Consider the following 19,057-nt stretch of genomic DNA (forward strand, 5'->3'; position numbering starts at 1 on the left):
TTCATTTTCCTTCTTTCACTAATTCATTCAAATACATTTCGAGCATAGTGTAGCCACTTGAATGCAATTGATTTCGGTCTGCGGCATTGTTGGCATTTAATCCGTGAGCTATTTCCCATGCATCGGGCATGCCGTCATTATCTGTATCTGCCGGTGCCGCTGTACTGCCATACACAGGCCATCCCCCCACCACCAACGGATGATCGATAATGCCCGGTTTACCAAATACACCTTTGCCCGTAGCTGTGCCCGTGGCTGTTTCTTGTATCACTCTTGCATCAACTGCATCTCTTTTTGGGAAATTGGCGCCGGCATATTTCAATACCCGTTCATAAGCCAGTTCAGCCGATTCTTCCGGCAACGGAATTTGAATTGCAAAAGGCTTGTCAGCAATGGCGCCTTTGGGATAACCTGCTTCTTTCAAATCAATCCCCCGTTCATTTTTTTTGGTCAGGTATTTATCACCCAGCATCACGTTGCCAGCCACAAACCACTCGCCGGTGCCTTTGCTGTTTTCTGCTTGATAAGAAGCATGAATAAACTTCTTGTCTTCTGGCGTGGCTGGTCCGGGTTTGTAATAATTATTGACAATGTTGACCTGCGAAACGCCACCGGCAATATTTACTTCGCCGCCATAGCAGGCATTGGCATTGCCCCAGTTGTACACTACGTTGTTTCTGTAATCAATAATGGCTAACGTATCGTGGGCACGGGCACCATTAAAACGAATGGCCCTGTTGTTGAGGTGTGCAAACAAGTTGTGGTGAAAACTGGCGAACTGACCACCCCATACGCCGCCAAACGAACGGTTTCCTTTCATGTGACCCGCATGGTACAAACCTTCGCTCACCACACACCACTGCACCGTTGTATTTTTGGTATCGTACATGGCTGCACATTCTTCATTGGCCCAACTAAAACTGCAATGGTCAATGATTACATCATGACAATTTTCCATATCAAAACCATACAAGCCCGTTTTGAGTGTGCCACCCGGTCTTGAACGGATATAGCGAATGATGATATTGCCATGATTGCCTTTGGCAGATGCGCCGTTCAAAATCAAAGATTGGTCTTTGAAACAAATGCCATCGCCAGGAGCAGATTGCCCGGCAATGGTAAGATTGGAACGTTTGATCTGAATCTTGCTTTGCAGCTCAATGATGCCCGACACCCGAAACAAAATGGTGAGAGGCTTACCAGGAAATTGCTCCAGTGCCCATCGAAAACTGCCTTCGCCGCTATCATGTGTATTCGTTACAAACACAACCTCGCCACCGCGGCCACCACTGGCATATTTACCAAAACCTTCAGCGCCGGGAAATGACGGCACCTGTGCCACAGACGTTGCAGCTACCACACATACCCAACAGCACATCAACATCTTTCTGAACATCTCACTTGTATTTATGCGTTACAAAAACTGACGCGGCTGAATACCGCCTTGCTCACTGGAAGCATAAGCAGCTTCTACACAAGCCATCGTATGAATGCAGTCTTCTACTGAATTATCAGGTGCATTTTTACCACCTGCTACCGACAGCATCAATTGCTCCATGCTACCAATAAATGCATGCGGAAACCAGCTGCCTTCTATTTTTCGTTCTTGCCAAACAGGCTCTTGCCCTTCTTGCAAAAACACATATTCAAAACTGTCTGCTTCGCCCCGAGGATAGTTGATGAGTGCTCCGAAATTGATCAGCACCGCTCCCTTACTGCCTTCAAACTTGATGTATGAATGCTGCTTGGGTTTGCCATAATTGTGACAGTGATTGGTGAAAATATTTCCACGAATCATATCACCATAATCCATGATGATATTGCTACGCACAGCAGCCAGCTTTGGCATAGACGGATGCCGGGTGGATTTTGCGTAAATGGTTTGCGGATTGCCCAGCATGTGCCGGATGAGATCGACATAATGAATGCTGTGGTACAAAATTTCTACCCGTGGCGACTGCATTAAAAAATCCCATAAATGCCAGGGTGTGTACACACTCACATTGATTTCAATATCGTTGATTTCGCCCAACTGACCAGACTGCAGCATCTTCTTCACCTCGAGAATAAACGGCGCATAGCGCAGTTGAAAATTCACAGCCGCATTGAGTTTTTTACTGCGGCAGATTTCCAAAATCTGTTGCGCTTCCTGCATGTTTTCACCCATTGGCTTTTGCAACAATACGGGGGTTCCATCCGGAATTTGCTGCAGCAAGGGTATCAATGCAGGACCGGGTACAGCAATATCCACCACCGCATTGGTTGGCAGTTGTTGCAGCATTTCTTCGGGACACTCAAACACATGCGGTATGCCAAAGGCCGCAGCAGTAGTTTGTGCTTTTGTCACATCAATATCACAAATGCCTTGTACGTTGAAGCCCGCCAACCGATAAGCCGGCAAATGCGCAGCATTGACTATGCCGCCGGCACCAATGATGTACACGGGTAGTTGTGCGTTGGCAATATTTCGCTGATGCATCGACATGTTTATACTTTATCCTGTTGCGCCAATTCTGTTGCCCTCTGTAAGCAGCAGCACCGCAACAATTAATATCATGATGGCCACACTCAACAACCGAATGGTTTTAGTACTACTTTGTTTCCATTCTTTCAGCAGCAGGCCGGTTACGGTGCTCAGCAGCACCAGTAAAATCATATGGATAGCCCAGCTACTGAAAGCAAATTTTCCCATGCGGGTATGGCCCAGTCCGTAAAAGAAAAACTGCCCATACCACAGCAAACCTGTAATGGCCGCCATGAGATAATTGGTCGTTAAAGAATGCCCCTGATTAGACGAGTACTCTCCGATTGTCTTGTGCTTACGGTGCAGGTAAATACAATACAAAGCTGTGGTAACAAAGGCGCCGCTATTGGCAAAAATGTAAATCACATTGCCTTGCAAATTGCCGGCGCCATGCAATGCAGCTACATCAGCAATGGGCTGGCCCACACTCAAGGCATACCCGTACAATGCAGACAATACACCTGCCAACAAACACAAGGGCAACCCTTTGGATAATGAAAAAGAAGAACTGCTTTGCTGTACCGCTTTTTCAATGTCTTTTTCTTTACTTCTGCCAGCAAGGCCGCATACGGCAATACCTGCCGCACCAAGGCCTACGCCCGACATCAGATAGCCTGCACCGTTTCCACTTAAAATATGACCGAGTTCACCACTGATAAATGGCGGTAGCAATGTACCCAACACACAACTAATACCTACTGCAATGGCATAGGTTAAAGAGAACCCAACATATCGGATGGCCATGCCAAAAGCAGTACCGCCCACACCATAACCCATACCCAGCAAATACGATTGCCACATGGGTGCAGTGGGTGCTTCTTTCAACACTAACATCAAATCGGGAATGGTGATAACGGCCACCAACAGGGGCAGCAACAACCAGCAAACAAAAGCCTGCGCCAGCCAATAGGTTTGCCAGCTCCAGCCTTTTACTTTTTTCTCTGGCGTATAGCAAAGCGAAGCGCTGGAAGCACCAATGGCATGAAACAACACTCCGTTTACAACTTCCATAGTTTTTCTTTTGCCTGCTTATTGAAATTGATAAAAATCGGCAGCATTGGCATACTTCACCATGTGCTGTTCTTCAGGTGTGAGTAATGATTGCAGTAGCTTATGATATTGCTGCCAGCTGTATGTATAACTACCGGCCAGCAAACTCACCGGCCAATCGCCACCGAGCATGCAGCGTTGTACGCCAAACGCTTGCAGGGCAAAGCTTACATACGGTTCAATGGTCGCATTTGTCCAAGCATTTCCTGCTTGAGCAGTGGTGCCCAAACCAGAAATTTTAGCGTAGAAGTTAGGATGCTGTGCAGCTTCCTGCATCAATTCTCCCCACTCACCAAAACGGTCAGCTGTAGCAATGGGCGGTTGATTCAGATGATCAAAAATCATTTTCAGCTGTGGCACTTTTTCGGCCACCTGCAAAGCAGTGCGTATGTGTGCCGGCAAAATACCTACCACATCATAGGGTATGCCAGCATCGGCCAATAGTTGAAGGCTTTCCAACACGGTTGGCTGCAGCAACCATTGCGCATCTGGCTCGTCGTGTATCAAATGCCGTACCCCTTTGAAATAAGGATTGCTTTTGTAATGCTCCAGTGCATTTGCTGTTGCATCCGGATTGGTGAGTGGTACCCAACCAACGACGGCAGCAATCCAATTGGTATGTGCGGCTACATGCAACATCCAATCTGTATCCTGTGTATTGTTTGCCGCCTGCACCAACACGCCATGCGTTACAACAGCAGTTTGACGTTCAGCGGCTATTTCATCAATGCTGTAGGTTCTGTTGAGGATAGACGTATTGCCATCCAGCCAGCTATAACTGGCTTTGCTGAAATCCCAGATATGTACATGTGTATCAGCAAGCATGGCTAATTCGTTTTTGTCTGCAGTTTAGGTGGCAGGCACCAGTGCCTCATTCAATCCAAACTGATGATCAATTTCTGCATTGTGTTCGCCCAATGCCGGCGCCCCTTTTGCAGAGGTGAGTATTTGCCCGTCTACCCGAATGGGACAGCGGGTTGTTTTTACAGCCAAACCACTGCTGGTATGTACTGTCAATTCCATTTCCAACAACCGGTAACCTTCCTGCTGCACCAATGCATCGTAGTTGAATACCGGTGCACACCAAACATCGGCTTGCTCCAGTATCTGCAACCACATAGCTGTTGGTTGTGTAAGCAAATGATTGGCCAGCACTTGTTTGATTTCATCACGCTTACTAAACCAATCCTCACTATTGCTGTATTGCAGCAATGGCGGGCATTGCAGCAGCGTAGCCAGGGCAGGAATGTTGGTCATTGCCAGCGCAATGTAACCATCATTTGTTGTATAAATTCCATAGGGAGCCGCTATGTATGCATGGGCACTATTGACAGCACCACGCTGCGGCAGTTGTTGTCCATCGTTGTAAAAACAAGTGAGCACTTCAAACTGAAAATCGAGAATGCTTTCGAGCATACTTACCTGTACCCAAGCACCTTCTCCGTGTACAGCTCTGCCATACAATGCCGCTAAAATTCCCTGTGCTACATGGGTACCCGCAAGAATGTCTACCACGGCTACACCCATGGGTGTAGGTCCGGCATCACTGTTGTTGCTCAACCAGGTAAGTCCCGATACTGATTGCAGCAATAAATCCTGACCGGGCAATGCAGCCCAATCACCTGTTTCACCGTAGCCATTTATTTCGGCATACACCACCGTAGGGTTCAGCGATTTTACAGTTGCATAATCCAACCCGATTCGTTCCATCACGCCCGGCCTGAAGTTGTGCATCACCACATCTGCTCTGGCAATGAGTTGTTTTATTTTTTCAAGATCATCTGCATTTTTCAAATCAGCAGCATAGCTCTGCTTGTTGCGGTTGATGGCATGAAAAATAGTTGACTCACCTTCAATCACCACATCCGATACATACAATTCGCGGCAGATATCGCCAATACCGGGCCGCTCAATTTTGATAACCTGTGCACCCATATCGGCCAGGCGCAGCGAAGCTGATGGCCCCGACAAAAACTGGCTAAAATCAATCACTAATATGTCTTGCAACAGTTTCATGTATCGTTTATTTCATGGCGGCACTAAGCTCCTGCCGTATACTTTCGTTTTGTGCGCCCAGTTGTGGAGCAGGTCTGTCAAACATCAATCGCTTTCCATTGATTCGAATGGGACAACGGGTGGTGACGATTTGTTTATCAGCAGCCAGTACAACCTGTTCCATTTGTAGGGTTTGATATGCGGCTGTTGTAGTGAGTTGCTGCCAATTGAGCACTTCCATGGCCCACAGGCCTGCATTGTGCAACATGCGCAGCCAAACAGCGGTGGGCTGCTGCTGCAAATGCACGGCCAATGCTGTTTTAATAGCATCACGCTGCACAAAAGCATCTTCTTTGTGAAACGCATGCAAGGCAAAACAACCAATGGTATCAGCCAGCACATGTATATCCATCATGGCAATAGCAATGTGCCCGTCGGCCGTTGCATAAATACCATAGGGTGCACTGAGCAACGGTTGCCCGTTGGCCACCGCACTTCGCAGCGGCTGTTGCTGTGTGGTATAATAAGTAGTGAGTAATTCAAACTGAAAATCGAGCAGTGATTCAAGCATACTCACTTCAATCAAAGCGCCTTTTCCGTTTTTCTGACGGCGAATCAATGCAGCTAAAATGCCTTGCACAACGTGTGCTCCGGCAATGATATCGCCAATGGAAATACCAAAGGGTACGGGTGCTTGTCCGCTATTGCCGGTAGTATAGGCCAGGCCAGACATTGCTTGCAGCAGTAAGTCTTGCCCGGGTTTATCCTTCCATGGGCCTTTCTTTCCATAGCCAGAAATTTCGGCATAAATCAACCGTGGATTGATGTGTTGTACCGATGCATAATCCAAGCCATTTTTACCCATTACTTCTGGGCGAAAATTATGGATGAGTACATCTGCTTTTGCAATCAGTTGCTTGATGACATACAAATCATCGGCATCTTTCAGGTTTGCGGTAAAGCTTTCTTTGTTACGGTTGATGGTATGAAACAACAAAGAGTTATCATCAACCCACAAATCTTTAATGGCCAGCTTACGGCCGGCTTCCCCTGTTCCCGGGCGTTCTATTTTAATAACTCTTGCGCCTAAGTCTGCCAATCGCAGGCCGGCACTTGGCCCCGATAAATACTGGCTAAACTCCAGCACCACTATGCCTTGCAATGGTTGTGCTGTCATACGCTTAGAGAAGTGCTGTTTTGATGAATACTTTGCCTGTATAATTCGTTCATCAATTGTAAGGCTTTTGCAGGGTCGCCATTATCCATCAGGCAGGTGCGCAATGGTGTGCCGGCATGATCCTGAAAATGCAGATAGCCATTGTAGCGTGGCCGCATGTATCCGTTGTCCATCACCGGAAGCACCGCATTGAAAAAGCCATTGGTCAGTTCGTTGGCGGTAGCATCTGTCCATGCACTACGATGGCCGGGCTGCCCGCCATGCTGCATATACATCGTCCGTTGCATTTCGCCATCAACCATCATCTTGGCCACATCCACGGCTACAGATTTATGCTGGCTAAATGCTGATACAGATAAGCCTGTGCCACCAATGGTGGTTTGCAATTGCTTGCCATTCAGCGCCACTACATCGGCATAATGCAACAGGTATTTTGCAAATCCAGCTCTGCTGTAATTGCTGTAAGCATATGCAAAAGGGCAGTACCAAAAATCATTTGTACTACTCATGAGTTCGGCCACTGCAATGGGATTGCAATCAAACATCCGCCTATCTACGAGGCTGTACAATTGCTGCATACATTCAATTGCTTGCACACCAGTTGCGGTATCAATCACTTCGTATTCATTGGCAAAAGGCGTGGCGCCAAATGAAATACAAAAGCTGTAAAAATGCATGAGTACATCAATGGGAATGCCCGGCACAGCTACTTTTCCGGCTTTTGCCAACTGGAGTAGTTCATCCCAGGTTTGCGGCGGTTGTGGCAGCAAATCTTTGCGATAGCTGGCCGCAGGCGTAGCCGCATCTATCGGCAAAGCCCAAAGACTGCCATTGTACACATAACTTTCGTAGGAAGCGCCAACGCTGTTGTTGGCCTGGTCTTGCAAATAATCCGATGGCAGGTATTCATTGAGCGGCAGCACACAATGTGTAGCTGCGGCACAACCTACCCAAGGATGATCGATGATGAGTAAATCGTATGCTTCGGTAAGCTTCTCAATCGGAAAATCTGCAAACTCTTGCAGGCTGCGTTTCTTCCAGCGTATTTCAACTTCAGGATGCAATTCGCTGTAGCGCTGACCGATAGCCAGCAAGGGCGTGATGCCTCTGCTATGCCCCCAGGTAATGCCATTGAGAATAATGGAAGCCATGCTACGCTGCTTGTTTTTTTACGAGTAAAATATGTTCGCAGCGCATCACCAGTTCGTTGTGTTGGTTGAAACATTCCACCAGCTCCGTCACCAATCCATGATCGGGGCGTTTATGGTCTTTTTTATCCTGAATGGTGACAGTCACTTTAATTGTATCATTAATGAAGACGGGCTTGATGAAACGCAGTTTTTCATAGCCGTATGTCATGGATACATCGTTGATATGATCGGCTGTAAGACCTACGGCCACAGTAAAAATCAAAGTGCCGTGAGCAATGCGTTTTTTGAACGGTTGAGTTTTGCACCACTCTTCATCCATGTGGTGCGGAAAGAAATCGCCAGACTGCCCTGCATGTACCACGATGTCTGTTTCGGTAATGGTTCTGCCATAGGTATGTCGTACATCACCAATGGCAAACTCCTCAAAGTATTTCGTTATGAACATGGCAGGCGCTATCGTCTGAAAAAATGAATGTTGAAAGCCGCCGTGCCGCAAATTGTTCCTTGTAATGAAAAGTGTCAATCAACACTACATGCAACAATTCCGGCAAAGCCGAGTGGCTGTGAAAGCCAGTGCTTTTCGAATATTAAAAGTAGCAGCAGCACTCCGCCGCCCAAATGGCAGGTTTTACTATAATGATGGATTATTTTACCAGCAAGAGCGGTACAAAAAAGGCTGCCCTGTTACCGGCAGCCTTGTCATTCTTGTTCAAAAAAATTCATCAATCACCAATGCCAACACTGTAGGCCCGGTCAAGATGTACATAGCCACCATCCACATAAATCAACTGGCCCGTAGTATGGCTGGATAGCGGAGAAAGCAGGAATACCGTCATGTTAGCGATTTCTTCTGCGGTGGTAAAGCGCTGCTCAAAAGGTATTTTGGAAGTAATTTCTTTCAGCTTTTCATCGCCGTTTGGCATCGACTTTATCCATTTATCGTACAAGGGCGTATAGCACTCTGCTACCACCACCGCATTTACCCGAATGGAATATTTTGCTAATTCTACCGCCCACTCACGGGTGAGTGCATTGCGGCCACCATTGCTGGCTGCATAGGCCGAAGTATTCCCCTGTCCGGTCTCCGCAGTTTTAGAAGTAATGTTGACAATACTTCCCTTCGACTTTTTCAATTCGGGCAATGCATAATGCGCCATCAGGTAGTAATGCACTACGTTTTTGTGCAGGCTTTCCATGAAACGTTTGTAATCACCATGCTCCAATCCAACACCATCATTTACCCCCGCATTATTGATGAGTCCGTCGATGCGATTGAATTGCTGCACTACAGCTTGCACGGCTTTCTCACATTCTTCTGGTTGCGACAATTCGGCGGCTACCTGCCAGCATTGTCCGCCTGCTGCAATAATTTCTTGTACCACAACCTCATTGTCTTGCGCATTGCGACCAACAATAACAGGGATGGCACCTTCACGTGCCAGCACTTCTACAATACCCTTGCCAATACCCTTGGCGCCACCTGTTACAATTACTACTTTATTGTTGAGTTGTGTATTCATTTTCTTCCAATTTTATAGTGTGTCAATTTGATAAAAATGTTTTGCATTGCCAGCAAACACCATGGCCTGTTCTTCAGTTGAAAATCCTGCGAAATAATCTTGCACGGTTTGCAACCATTTATCGTAAGCAGCTGCCACCAAACACACGGGCCAATCGCTGCCAAACATGCAACGGTTGGTGCCAAATGCCTGCACTACGGTGTCGATGTAAGGATGTAAATCTGCTGCTGTCCAGTTGCGCCAATCTGCTTCCGTTACCATGCCGCTGATTTTGCAATACACATTGGTATGTGCCGCCAACGCTTTCATACCAGATGCCCATTCGCCTATCAAACCTTGCTTTATGTAAGGCTTAGCCAAATGATCGATAACAAAACCCTGTTCAGGAAACTGCTGCACCAATTGCAATGCGGCGGGCAAATGCTGCGGAAAAATGAGGATATCATAAGCAAAGCCATGAGCTTGCAACTGCGCTATGCCATTTACAAATGAGGGCTGCAACATGAAAGATGGTTCTTCACCCTGCAGTACATGCCGGAACCCTTTGAGCTTTGAAAATTGTGCATAGTGCTGCAAGCGTTCGGCCAACTGCGGACTGCGTAAATCAACCCAGCCAACAACGCCTGCAATAAAAGGATTGTCATCAGCCAGTTGTAACAAGCAGTCAGTTTCTTGTTCTGTTTGGTCGGCCTGCACCGCTATGCTGGCAGCAACACCATTGGCTGCCAAAACAGGTTGCAAATCGGCAGGCAAAAAATCTTGTCGAATCACCGCCATATCGTCGTTGATCCACGCATAGTTTACCGGATCGTATTTCCAATAATGCTGGTGTGTATCTATGATGGTCATAAGGCTGTGTTGAGGTCGAATATTTTGTGCATGAGCAACCACTTTTCGCCGGGCTTTGCTGTAGGCAATGCCTGTTGATATTGCCACATCAGCGTTTCCCACTCCTGCACTTTTTCGTTGGCTGCATCTGCGGCTGCTTTTGCGGCAAACGAAAAATCATCGTTGGTCTCCATAATCATAAACAACCGGTTTTCTATGCGGTAAATTTCCATAGAAACAATACCAGCCGATACAATGGAAGCTTGTATTTCGGGCCAAATGCGCTGATGATATTGCTCGTATTCAGCAATCAAAGCCGCATCATTTTTTAAATCGACAGCAAGGCAATAGCGTTTCATACACATGGCTTTAATGACCCGCTGCCGATACCGCAACAGCTTTGTTTTTAAACTGCGTAAACGCAAACCAGCCCACCACAACAAAACAGATAAGCGGCACGATATACGCCAATTGAATATTACCATTGTTGGCATCGCTTACCTGCCCCATCAGCACCGGAAAAATGGCTCCACCAATGATGGCCATTACAATGAACGAAGAAGCAATTTTACTTTCTTCACCAAGGCCATCGATGCCCAAAGCAAAAATGGTAGGGAACATGATGGACATAAAGAAAGGCACCGCCACCATAGCATACACGGCAGCATTTCCTTTGGTAATGATAGCCACCGCCAGCAAGGCTATGCTGATAACTGCATAGGCTGCCAACAACTTTGCAGGGCGAATAAATCGCATTAAAAAAGTACCTACAAAACGGCCCGCCATAAAACCTACCATAGCAATACTGCCCCACATAAATGCTGCTTCTTTTTCACCAAGGTTCATAGTGTATTTGGAAAAGCGGATAAAAAAACTACCAACGCACACCTGAGCACCTACATAAAAAAACTGCGCTATTACTGCATTGCGAAAATGCATGTGGCGAAATACTCTTGTAGAAAATTCGGAACCGGCATCGGCACTGTGCGTTTCTTTTATTTCAGGCAGTTTTACAAAAGCAAACAACAATAAAATCAACAGCACCACTACACCAATCACAATGTATGGAAGCTTAATAGTGCCAGCCTCAAAACTGAGGTATTGCTGCAATTGATCCGGTGTCATTTGTTGCAGTTCAGTTTCGCTGTGCTCAATGCCACTCAGTATAAACTTACCACCAATGAGTGGCGCAATAAATGCCCCAACTCCGTTGAATGATTGCGCCAAATTCAATCGGCTGGCTGCTGTAGCAGCATCACCCAATTTAGTGATGTAAGGATTGGCAACAGTTTCTAAAAACGTAGCCCCACTGGCCATTACAAACAATGCCGCCAAAAAGAAACCATAGCTGCGGGTACTGGCCGCAGGCACAAATAAAAAGGCGCCGGCACAATACAAAGCCAGCCCTAGTAGTATACCTTTTTGTAGCCCTTTTTATGCATGTACCAACCCGCTGGCAGGGCTATTAAAAAATAACCCAGCGAAACAGACGAATCAATAAAGGCACTCTCTGTATCAGTAAGGGTACAGGCCTTTTTGAGGTGCGGTATCAAAATGGGATTGATGTTGTGCAGAAAAGCCCACAGAAAAAACAGGCTCGTTACCATGATAAAAGCGACGAGGTACTGTTGCTTGTTGTTGGTTGTCATCTTGTGCAATCGTTGTAAGCTGAAATTAAGCGGGTTTACTGAAAGCCACGACTGTTTGCGTGGAAGTGCCGAGACCATCAATACCTAACTCCATCACATCACCGGGCTTCAGGTACACTTGCGGATTCATGCCCAATCCCACACCAGCCGGAGTACCGGTGGAAATAATATCGCCAGGCAACAGCGTCATAAATTGGCTGACGTAACTAATCAAAAAAGGCACGTTGAAAATGAGATTGGCTGTTGTTCCATCTTGCATCGTCTTGCCATTCAGCTTCAACCACAGGCGCAGGTTGTGTACATCGGCTACTTCATCTTTGGTAACCAACCATGGGCCAAGTGGTGCGAAAGTATCGCAGCCCTTTCCCTTATCCCAGGTACCGCTCCGCTCCAGCTGAAACTCTCGTTCACTGATATCGTTGTGCAGGCAATAACCGGCTACATAATCCATCGCTTCGCTTTCTTCCACATAAGATGCTTTCTGACCAATGACAATAGCGAGTTCCACTTCCCAATCCGTTTTAACCGAATTGCGTGGTATCATCACCGCATCGTTGGGGCCTACAATAGCCGTGGTTGATTTAAAGAAAATCACCGGTTCGGCTGGTGGTGTGGCACCGGTTTCTTTGGCATGGTCGCTGTAGTTGAGACCAATGCATACAATTTTAGAAGGACGCTGCACCGGGCAGCCCAAACGCTCTACAGGAGTTGCAGGCAGCGCATTGCCAGCTACTGCAGCTGCAAGTTTTGCCAAGCCATCATTGGCAAAAAAGGCTTCATCATAATCAGCAGTAATGGATGATGCGTCGTAATAAGTTTCGCCAATGAGTACACCGGGTTTTTCTTGTCCGGCTTGGCCGTATCTGATAAGTTTCATATTGATGCTTGGTTGTGATTGATTAGTTATTCAAATTGATAAAGCCACCGTCGATGGGGTAATCGCAGCCTGTAATAAAACCAGCTTCCTGACTACATAAATACAAAGCCAGATGTGCTACTTCATCGGTAGTGCCCATACGGCCAATGGGTTGACTCTTTGATAATTTATCGAACATTTCAGCTTCTCGGCCAGGATAGTTTTTAGCAATGAAACCATCCACAAATGGTGTATGTACTCTGGCAGGAGAAATACAATTGCAGCGTATGTTGTGTGCCAGATAATCACGGGCTGTGCTGAGTGTCATGCCAAGCACAGCACCCTTGCTCATGCTGTAAGCAAACCGATCGGTAATGCCCACCCATGCTGCAATAGAGCACATGTTGAGAATGACGCCATGCTGTTGTGTTTTCATCACCGGCAGCACTTCGTGCAAGCAGTTGTACACGCCTTTTACATTGATGGAATACACACGGTCAAAGTCTTGTTCGCTGGTGGTGTCTGCTGTACCTACATGCGCCACACCTGCGTTGTTGACCAAAATATCGATGCTACCTGCCGTGGCTTTCACTTGTGCTACGGCGGCTTTCACTTCGGCCTGATTGCTGATATTGAGTATCACTGCATCGGCTTGTCCGCCTGCTACCTGAATCTCCGCCACTGCCTGTGCGGCGCCCTGCGCATCAATATCAAAAATGAATACCCTTGCACCCTGGCGGGCAAACAACCCCGCAATTGCTTTACCAATACCACTGCCGCCCCCGGTAACGATGCCAATTTTATTGTTCAGCTTAAACATAACGACTATTTATTTATGCTTTAATTTTCTTCCTTCCATTTCGTTAGCGGCCAGTAAAAATGCACCCAAGCCTTTGGGGTCATTTACAATCACCGGTTCACTCATGTAATACTCAAAACTACCATCGCGATAGTTGCCACTACCGCCGAGCCCCGACACTTTTACTGTGCCATGTAAATTGTAGCGGCCGTTCTCCAGTTTGATAAACTGTGTCACCAATCCCTGATAACCTTTTTCGGCCATCGCCATTTTGCTTTTTGGTAAATATCCTTTGCGAACACCTTTGGCAATGGCATATACAAATTGAGAAGAAGCGGATGCTTCAAAATAGTTGCGTTCTTTTCCCGGGCCATTGTAGTGCAGTACATCGTACCACAAACCCGTGGTTGCATCTTGCTCTTTTTCGATGGCATTTATCAAACGGTTGAGAATAGCTATGAGCTTAGCACGACCGGGATGTTTTGCCGGAATAAAGTCCAATGCATCAACAATAGCGTCGGCATACCAGCCCATGGCACGAGCCCAAAAATGCGGCGACTTCCCAGTTTCTTGATTGGCCCAGCGTTGTTGCTTGCTTTCGTCCCAAGCATGGTGTAGCAAGCCCGTAGCTGAATCCCGTGCATGATTTTCCATCCATACAAACTGGTCCACTACGTCATCATAATCTTTGGCTTCGCCAAACATGGAAATGTATTCTGCATAAAAAGGAGCACCCATGTACAAACCATCGAGCCACATTTGATAGGGGTACACTTTTTTATGCCAAAAGCCCCCTTCGTTAGTGCGTGGATGGGTTCGCAATTGGTCCCGCAAATGATGCGCCGCAATGCTATATTTTTCCTCTTTGGTTTCCTTGTACAACAGCAGCACCAGCTTGCCATTGTTTACATGATCAATGTTATACTCGGTAAGTTCGTAGCCTTTGATACTACCATCGGGTTGAATAAACCAATCCATTTTTGCCTTGATGGCTTGCAGGTATTTGGCATCGCCGGTTTGGCGCCACAAGCCTTCAAAACCTTTGAGCACCACCCCCATATCGTACGACCACTTGGATTGACTGCCCACCGGAATCGAATCCTTCCAGATATCTAACACCGTATTGGCCATCGCCACATTCCATCGCTGTTCTTGTGCATGAACATTGGCCGTCCACAACAACAGGAGCAGGAGGTATCCCTTCATCAATTTTTTCATTGGCAAAATCATTTCGGCACGAAATATAACGCATTCCGGCAGCGGAACCGCCCTGAGGCAGGGGTGTAAATTCATGCAATCGTTGACGTAAAGCGTTTGCTTCCGCTTGCAGTTGAAAGGAAAGAAATTGCTGAGATTTTTTAAAAAAGATAGAGGCGATCTGTGGAATACTGAAAGATGGACTGCCAACAAAAAAGCCCCATGCGGGACTTCAATATTTTACAGAGAGGAAGGGATTCGAACCCTGCATTTTTTCTATTTTTTGAAAACGCTGGAAACCCTTGTCAGCATTGGGTTTGAGCGATTTTGGAGAAGTGCGAAATGCTAAATTTTTGAGCGAAAAATAAAAATGTCTCTAAAATCACACCAAAAAAAGCAAATAGCTCTATCAAAAGTAATAAAAAAGAATAATTCGGCAAAAAATCGGCCGTTTTTAGGGCAAATTGTAACGTACCTTCAAAAAGAGAAAATTGATGCTTTCTTAAATGACAAAATAGAGGAGTCATTCCTCACGAAAAATTGATCCATTCTATAAAGTCGTAGCTGGATACACCCTCAAAATTGTATATCAAAATGACAGCCTTACAATTATCAGCTTTTCAAAAAGCGAATTCAATCAAAAACTTTGTTCAGTTGCTTTCAAGCGCTTTAAATGACATAAGATTAATTATCACTGTAAAATTCCATACAAACAGCGTCATCCTTGACTTCATGGAGGACAAGAATGCAATCATTGAAGTAGCCTCCATTGAGGATAGGCAAGAATTACAAGCCTTCCTTGAAAAAAATGGAAAAAAACTATTCGTGAAGTTTAAAGAGTTAATGGATCAGTTATACAAAGAGAGTGAATTGCCTTATCAAGAAAAAATAGACATCCTATTAAACACGAAAGAAGAGCTTGAATTTTTAAAGCTTACATTCTCCCCTGATTCAAAATACTATTTCATTCCAAATGTCAAGTTCTATGTAGATAATAAAGATAGCAACACGGCAAAATGGATATCACTGGATCGATTAGAACTCACAGCTGATCATCGTACAATAGTTGAAAATATCCTCGGTGTATGTTATGAGTTTTGCTTGGGACTCAACAAGCTAATGGACTTAGGCTTATACAGAATCAGGTTAAACACGCATCAATTCAATACTTATACACTAAATCCAAAAGAAGGAGCCATCCTATTGGGAGAATTTGTACTGGCCCTTACTTCCCCCAAAAATGCTTTACTTAAATTAGATGGCCTTGAAACCAACCAACTCTACAAGACCCTTTTACATCTTTTCGGTATTCCATTTCATCCTAAAAAACCATTCTCTGCCGTTAGACATTATATTCTGGACAAGAAGAAGCCTGGAATAGAATTAGAGCGGCTTCTGGAGAGTCTGAATAGTATCAAAGGACACCCACGTACGAAAAAATCAAAAAAGAACAGTGAAAATTCCGGAATTCATTTTCCGGAATTTCGCCGTGTTGGCTTATCGGCTCTTTGGACATTCGCAATTCAACAAACACAACGAAAATGCGAAACACCGAAGAGTTCTTCCGCCTTCCAACAGTTCAAGAGTTTCTTCGTACAATCCGTGCAGAATTTGCCAATGCAAAAAGGCCAGCCGAGGAAATAATTCTTGATGAAACTGATTTTCTAAGAACCTTAAAAATTAGTAAACGACAGGCCGCAAAATTGCGGGCAGAAGGAGCCATTTTATATTCGAAACATGGTGGCCGGATCTACTACAAATTGTCGTCGGTACTAGAATATATAAATCGCTATGAAGTGAAAGGACTCCAGTTCAATAACCGATTCCTCAACAACAAGTGATTACAATTATGCATCCTGATAAAAAATGCAAATTTTGTCTTCGGGCCTTCCAACCTCGGAGAAGTAATCAATTGTACTGCTCAAATCAATGCAGGCATTCCTACGGCAATGAAGCCTTTAAAAACAAAATGGCTGCCTTTGAAGCAGATAAGCGAAATGCCATTGCTCAAGACCTAGTCTTACGAACTATTTTTCGAAGAAACAGAAAAATTGTAATTGACCAGAATAAATTCAGAGAATTAAAAATTGACGTGCTGAATGCAAAAACTATTTATTGTCGGGCTGATGGCCGATTAATTTCTGCTGTATTTACAAACTTCCTACTGGAGAGAATCGATGATGTAACCTTTGAACTTAAGCAACGATGAAAGTCATACACTATAGTAATAGCATTCGTCATTTTGATAATGAGCTGGCATTTGAGCGGCATCAGAGAAATCAGCAACAACCTACTAATAGTACGGCTTGGCAAAATGATTCTAATACCAATATGTTTTTGGTGATAGGCGTAGTGCTAATTATTGGAGCAATTTGGTATTACTACTATAGTTTGGAAGCCCAAAAGAAAATAGGGCAAGAAACGGAGGATGAAAACACTTCCATGGATGTATAATCCTGATTGTCTAGACAATAGAATGGCAGACGGCTTGTATAATGACTTTACTGCCAATCCTTAATGCCAAGCGAGAAGAATTGAAAATAGTTGATCAATGACAAGCCTTGTATCATTTCGAAAGGTTTGACAACTTGAGCACATAAGCGATGGAAGCGCCCATGGAGCTTGTTTTTACATCGGTCACCAACTTGTCTTTTGTAATGGGGAAACCCAACCTGAACTGTGCTGCAGGTGCAATCAATATTTCTATCATGGGTGTAATCACTTCACGGGAAATACGCTTGTCTTTGATAAACTGGTAGTCTGTACTATTGGTTTTGAGTTGCTCATAAATAACCCCTACATGCAAGCCTGGCACAAAAAGAGACTGTTGGTAGGCCTCCGTTTTGCGGAGTTTCTTTTTATCAGGAATAAACCGAACCAAGCGTTTGTTGACCGAAAACGAAAGTCCACGAAAAGGGACCTTCTCCTGCCCTTTTACGGCACTCTGCCGGGTATTGAAATGATTGTACCCTGCTGATACAACAAAACTGCCAATGTTGCGGGCATACGACATGTTAACCGACCAAACATTAGATTCGGTACCGTAATAATTCAGGCTATCGACCAACGGAATATCGGATTGGGTATTGAGCACCGAAAAGAAGCGTTGGTTATAGGCGAAGTTGAATGTAAATACCGACTTAGCTCTCGCTTCATATAAATCCAACGCCAGAGAATCCAACTTTTTTTCATAACCATCAAGCACTCTCTTTTTGTAGGCCTCAAATGATTCGTTAGGCAGGCTATTGTCTGGTGAAGCAAATTGGTCAAACAGTTGGCTAGTAAGCCGACGGCTACGTTTGGAGCGGGGTGAAGAATTATCGAAACCCATGCCGAAGCCTAATACCGTATTACCCGTGGTTTGAGTCAGGTTTATTTTTAAATCTGTGATGATATCAGCGATGGAGCCTGGCGGATTACAAGTCCCCCATCCTAGCAACCGCATGGGCGACAACACCAGCTTTTGCACATTGTCTTTCTCCTGAAACCGCACATGGGTAGACACCAGTTCAAAAGCCGACATATCGATATCCGTAAACAATTGGGAGTTCGAAAACCGGCCGTTATTGAAGTCGGTAATGTTGCCGTTGGCTTTTCCGTTGAACTGGCATTTGTACTGATTTTTGCTGGTATCTATTCTCCTTCCTCCGGGTATAAAAGACGGATCATCTTGCGCTACCGCTGTCATGATGCCACAAGCAAGTACAACAACAAAGTATACTTTTCGATTAAAACATTTCATACGCTGTAATTTCTTGTGCCCATGAATCGCCTTTCTTTATGGTCATCCCTTCACCGGGATCATCTGGCTTCACTTGCCGACTTTCCTTGGACGTAGAATTGGTAATAATAATGCGCACATTTTGCAGCGCATCTATGGCATACACCCCAAAACGATAATCCATTTTGGTGCCCACTTTTATTTTGCCAATTTCCATGGTAATCTCTCCATCATTATCGGTTTCATTTCTTTCCACCAATTTATGCCAGATGGTGCTTTGCGAAGTTTTAGCCAGCAGCATGAATAAATTGCATTCAGCACCTGGCTCAAACATGACCGAGAAATGATAAGTACAATAATCTCCCGGTTTTGCCTTCTTTATCGACACCGGGCCAACTTCATCGTTCAAAAGGATTTTGTGAATAGGCATGTTATTCCGATTGACCCTGAATGTATATCGCCAGTTTGATTGTTGCAAGCTTTAAAGAAAAAAACTTAAGAAAGGGAAATAAACGGTGCTATTTTTAGTGGAGAATACACAACCCCCTCAGCCACATGAATGATAAGAAGAACTGGATAACCATGGACGC

21 protein-coding genes are annotated in these 19,057 nt (G+C 45.3%); 3 read left to right on the forward strand and 18 right to left on the reverse strand.

Annotated elements, in window-relative coordinates:
- Window position 1 precedes the first annotated feature (1 nt).
- From GLV81_RS12875 to GLV81_RS12945, 16 genes are all read right to left on the reverse strand, one after another.
- Complete coding sequence (locus tag GLV81_RS12875) at window positions 2-1,396, reverse strand: pectate lyase (protein ID WP_157479222.1); 1,395 nt, start codon at window positions 1,394-1,396, stop codon at window positions 2-4.
- An 18-nt stretch (window positions 1,397-1,414) separates the two neighbouring features.
- A complete protein-coding gene (locus GLV81_RS12880) occupies window positions 1,415-2,485 on the reverse strand; it encodes a Gfo/Idh/MocA family protein (protein WP_246185991.1) in 1,071 nt (356 codons plus the stop codon).
- 9 nt (window positions 2,486-2,494) lie between these two features.
- Window positions 2,495-3,535 carry an L-rhamnose/proton symporter RhaT gene (locus GLV81_RS12885; protein ID WP_157479223.1) on the reverse strand — a complete coding sequence of 347 codons (1,041 nt, stop codon included), beginning with the start codon at window positions 3,533-3,535 and terminating at the stop codon, window positions 2,495-2,497.
- 18 nt (window positions 3,536-3,553) lie between these two features.
- A complete protein-coding gene (locus GLV81_RS12890) occupies window positions 3,554-4,399 on the reverse strand; it encodes an amidohydrolase family protein (protein WP_157479224.1) in 846 nt (281 codons plus the stop codon).
- A gap of 24 nt (window positions 4,400-4,423) precedes the next feature.
- The gene (locus GLV81_RS12895; protein WP_157479225.1) at window positions 4,424-5,590 is read right to left on the reverse strand and encodes a CaiB/BaiF CoA transferase family protein; all 1,167 of its coding nucleotides are present in this window, start codon (window positions 5,588-5,590) and stop codon (window positions 4,424-4,426) included.
- Between the two features lie 7 nt (window positions 5,591-5,597).
- Window positions 5,598-6,746: a CaiB/BaiF CoA transferase family protein gene (locus GLV81_RS12900; RefSeq protein WP_157479226.1), complete on the reverse strand. Its 1,149-nt coding sequence runs from the start codon at window positions 6,744-6,746 to the stop codon at window positions 5,598-5,600.
- The gene (locus tag GLV81_RS12905) at window positions 6,743-7,897 is read right to left on the reverse strand and encodes a sugar ABC transporter substrate-binding protein (protein ID WP_157479227.1); all 1,155 of its coding nucleotides are present in this window, start codon (window positions 7,895-7,897) and stop codon (window positions 6,743-6,745) included. Before GLV81_RS12905 ends, GLV81_RS12900 begins: the two co-directional genes overlap by 4 nt.
- 1 nt (window position 7,898) lies before the next feature.
- Window positions 7,899-8,342: a MaoC family dehydratase gene (locus GLV81_RS12910; protein WP_157479228.1), complete on the reverse strand. Its 444-nt coding sequence runs from the start codon at window positions 8,340-8,342 to the stop codon at window positions 7,899-7,901.
- Window positions 8,343-8,619: 277 nt separating this feature from the next.
- On the reverse strand, window positions 8,620-9,417 hold the full coding sequence (locus GLV81_RS12915; RefSeq protein WP_157479229.1) for an SDR family oxidoreductase: 798 nt from the start codon (window positions 9,415-9,417) through the stop codon (window positions 8,620-8,622).
- Window positions 9,418-9,429: 12 nt separating this feature from the next.
- On the reverse strand, window positions 9,430-10,266 hold the full coding sequence (locus tag GLV81_RS12920; protein WP_157479230.1) for an amidohydrolase family protein: 837 nt from the start codon (window positions 10,264-10,266) through the stop codon (window positions 9,430-9,432).
- Window positions 10,263-10,604 carry an L-rhamnose mutarotase gene (locus GLV81_RS12925; RefSeq protein WP_157479231.1) on the reverse strand — a complete coding sequence of 114 codons (342 nt, stop codon included), beginning with the start codon at window positions 10,602-10,604 and terminating at the stop codon, window positions 10,263-10,265. The genes GLV81_RS12920 and GLV81_RS12925 overlap by 4 nt, the downstream gene beginning before the upstream one ends.
- 10 nt (window positions 10,605-10,614) lie before the next feature.
- A complete protein-coding gene (gene fucP, locus GLV81_RS12930) occupies window positions 10,615-11,643 on the reverse strand; it encodes an L-fucose:H+ symporter permease (RefSeq protein WP_246185992.1) in 1,029 nt (342 codons plus the stop codon).
- Window positions 11,644-11,651: 8 nt separating this feature from the next.
- Window positions 11,652-11,894 (reverse strand): hypothetical protein, encoded by a 243-nt coding sequence (locus GLV81_RS20495; protein WP_246185993.1) that lies wholly within the window; start codon window positions 11,892-11,894, stop codon window positions 11,652-11,654.
- A gap of 25 nt (window positions 11,895-11,919) precedes the next feature.
- Window positions 11,920-12,771, reverse strand: coding sequence for a fumarylacetoacetate hydrolase family protein (locus GLV81_RS12935; protein WP_157479232.1), 852 nt, complete (start codon window positions 12,769-12,771; stop codon window positions 11,920-11,922).
- Between the two features lie 22 nt (window positions 12,772-12,793).
- Window positions 12,794-13,570, reverse strand: a complete 777-nt coding sequence (locus GLV81_RS12940) for an SDR family NAD(P)-dependent oxidoreductase (RefSeq protein ID WP_157479233.1) — start codon at window positions 13,568-13,570, stop codon at window positions 12,794-12,796.
- Between the two features lie 9 nt (window positions 13,571-13,579).
- Entirely contained in the window at window positions 13,580-14,767 is a 1,188-nt protein-coding gene (locus tag GLV81_RS12945) for a glycoside hydrolase family 88/105 protein (protein ID WP_246185994.1), read from the reverse strand.
- A gap of 573 nt (window positions 14,768-15,340) precedes the next feature.
- Here GLV81_RS12945 and GLV81_RS12950 point away from each other — a divergent pair.
- From GLV81_RS12950 to GLV81_RS12960, 3 genes are all read left to right on the forward strand, one after another.
- Window positions 15,341-16,390 carry a hypothetical protein gene (locus GLV81_RS12950; protein WP_157479235.1) on the forward strand — a complete coding sequence of 350 codons (1,050 nt, stop codon included), beginning with the start codon at window positions 15,341-15,343 and terminating at the stop codon, window positions 16,388-16,390.
- Window positions 16,391-16,715: 325 nt separating this feature from the next.
- Entirely contained in the window at window positions 16,716-16,955 is a 240-nt protein-coding gene (locus GLV81_RS12955) for a hypothetical protein (RefSeq protein ID WP_157479236.1), read from the forward strand.
- Complete coding sequence (locus GLV81_RS12960) at window positions 16,952-17,200, forward strand: hypothetical protein (protein WP_157479237.1); 249 nt, start codon at window positions 16,952-16,954, stop codon at window positions 17,198-17,200. Before GLV81_RS12955 ends, GLV81_RS12960 begins: the two co-directional genes overlap by 4 nt.
- A 112-nt stretch (window positions 17,201-17,312) precedes the next feature.
- Here GLV81_RS12960 and GLV81_RS12965 read toward each other — a convergent pair whose 3' ends face one another.
- Window positions 17,313-18,488, reverse strand: a complete 1,176-nt coding sequence (locus GLV81_RS12965; RefSeq protein ID WP_157479238.1) for a hypothetical protein — start codon at window positions 18,486-18,488, stop codon at window positions 17,313-17,315.
- Window positions 18,475-18,897, reverse strand: coding sequence for a hypothetical protein (locus GLV81_RS12970; RefSeq protein ID WP_157479239.1), 423 nt, complete (start codon window positions 18,895-18,897; stop codon window positions 18,475-18,477). The genes GLV81_RS12965 and GLV81_RS12970 overlap by 14 nt, the downstream gene beginning before the upstream one ends.
- Between the last annotated feature and the right edge of the window lie 160 nt (window positions 18,898-19,057).

This window comes from Phnomibacter ginsenosidimutans, from assembly GCF_009740285.1.
Classification (GTDB): Bacteria; Bacteroidota; Bacteroidia; order Chitinophagales; family Chitinophagaceae; genus Phnomibacter; species Phnomibacter ginsenosidimutans.

Coding starts and splice junctions, on each gene's coding strand:
- GLV81_RS12875 (WP_157479222.1), bottom strand. CDS start 1,396: ATGTTCAGAAAGATGTTGATGTGCTGTTGGGTATGTGTGGTAGCTGCA.
- GLV81_RS12880 (WP_246185991.1), bottom strand. CDS start 2,485: ATGTCGATGCATCAGCGAAATATTGCCAACGCACAACTACCCGTGTAC.
- GLV81_RS12885 (WP_157479223.1), bottom strand. CDS start 3,535: ATGGAAGTTGTAAACGGAGTGTTGTTTCATGCCATTGGTGCTTCCAGC.
- GLV81_RS12890 (WP_157479224.1), bottom strand. CDS start 4,399: ATGCTTGCTGATACACATGTACATATCTGGGATTTCAGCAAAGCCAGT.
- GLV81_RS12895 (WP_157479225.1), bottom strand. CDS start 5,590: ATGAAACTGTTGCAAGACATATTAGTGATTGATTTTAGCCAGTTTTTG.
- GLV81_RS12900 (WP_157479226.1), bottom strand. CDS start 6,746: ATGACAGCACAACCATTGCAAGGCATAGTGGTGCTGGAGTTTAGCCAG.
- GLV81_RS12905 (WP_157479227.1), bottom strand. CDS start 7,897: ATGGCTTCCATTATTCTCAATGGCATTACCTGGGGGCATAGCAGAGGC.
- GLV81_RS12910 (WP_157479228.1), bottom strand. CDS start 8,342: ATGTTCATAACGAAATACTTTGAGGAGTTTGCCATTGGTGATGTACGA.
- GLV81_RS12915 (WP_157479229.1), bottom strand. CDS start 9,417: ATGAATACACAACTCAACAATAAAGTAGTAATTGTAACAGGTGGCGCC.
- GLV81_RS12920 (WP_157479230.1), bottom strand. CDS start 10,266: ATGACCATCATAGATACACACCAGCATTATTGGAAATACGATCCGGTA.
- GLV81_RS12925 (WP_157479231.1), bottom strand. CDS start 10,604: ATGAAACGCTATTGCCTTGCTGTCGATTTAAAAAATGATGCGGCTTTG.
- GLV81_RS20495 (WP_246185993.1), bottom strand. CDS start 11,894: ATGACAACCAACAACAAGCAACAGTACCTCGTCGCTTTTATCATGGTA.
- GLV81_RS12935 (WP_157479232.1), bottom strand. CDS start 12,771: ATGAAACTTATCAGATACGGCCAAGCCGGACAAGAAAAACCCGGTGTA.
- GLV81_RS12940 (WP_157479233.1), bottom strand. CDS start 13,570: ATGTTTAAGCTGAACAATAAAATTGGCATCGTTACCGGGGGCGGCAGT.
- GLV81_RS12945 (WP_246185994.1), bottom strand. CDS start 14,767: ATGAAAAAATTGATGAAGGGATACCTCCTGCTCCTGTTGTTGTGGACG.
- GLV81_RS12950 (WP_157479235.1), top strand. CDS start 15,341: ATGACAGCCTTACAATTATCAGCTTTTCAAAAAGCGAATTCAATCAAA.
- GLV81_RS12955 (WP_157479236.1), top strand. CDS start 16,716: ATGGCTGCCTTTGAAGCAGATAAGCGAAATGCCATTGCTCAAGACCTA.
- GLV81_RS12960 (WP_157479237.1), top strand. CDS start 16,952: ATGAAAGTCATACACTATAGTAATAGCATTCGTCATTTTGATAATGAG.
- GLV81_RS12965 (WP_157479238.1), bottom strand. CDS start 18,488: ATGAAATGTTTTAATCGAAAAGTATACTTTGTTGTTGTACTTGCTTGT.
- GLV81_RS12970 (WP_157479239.1), bottom strand. CDS start 18,897: ATGCCTATTCACAAAATCCTTTTGAACGATGAAGTTGGCCCGGTGTCG.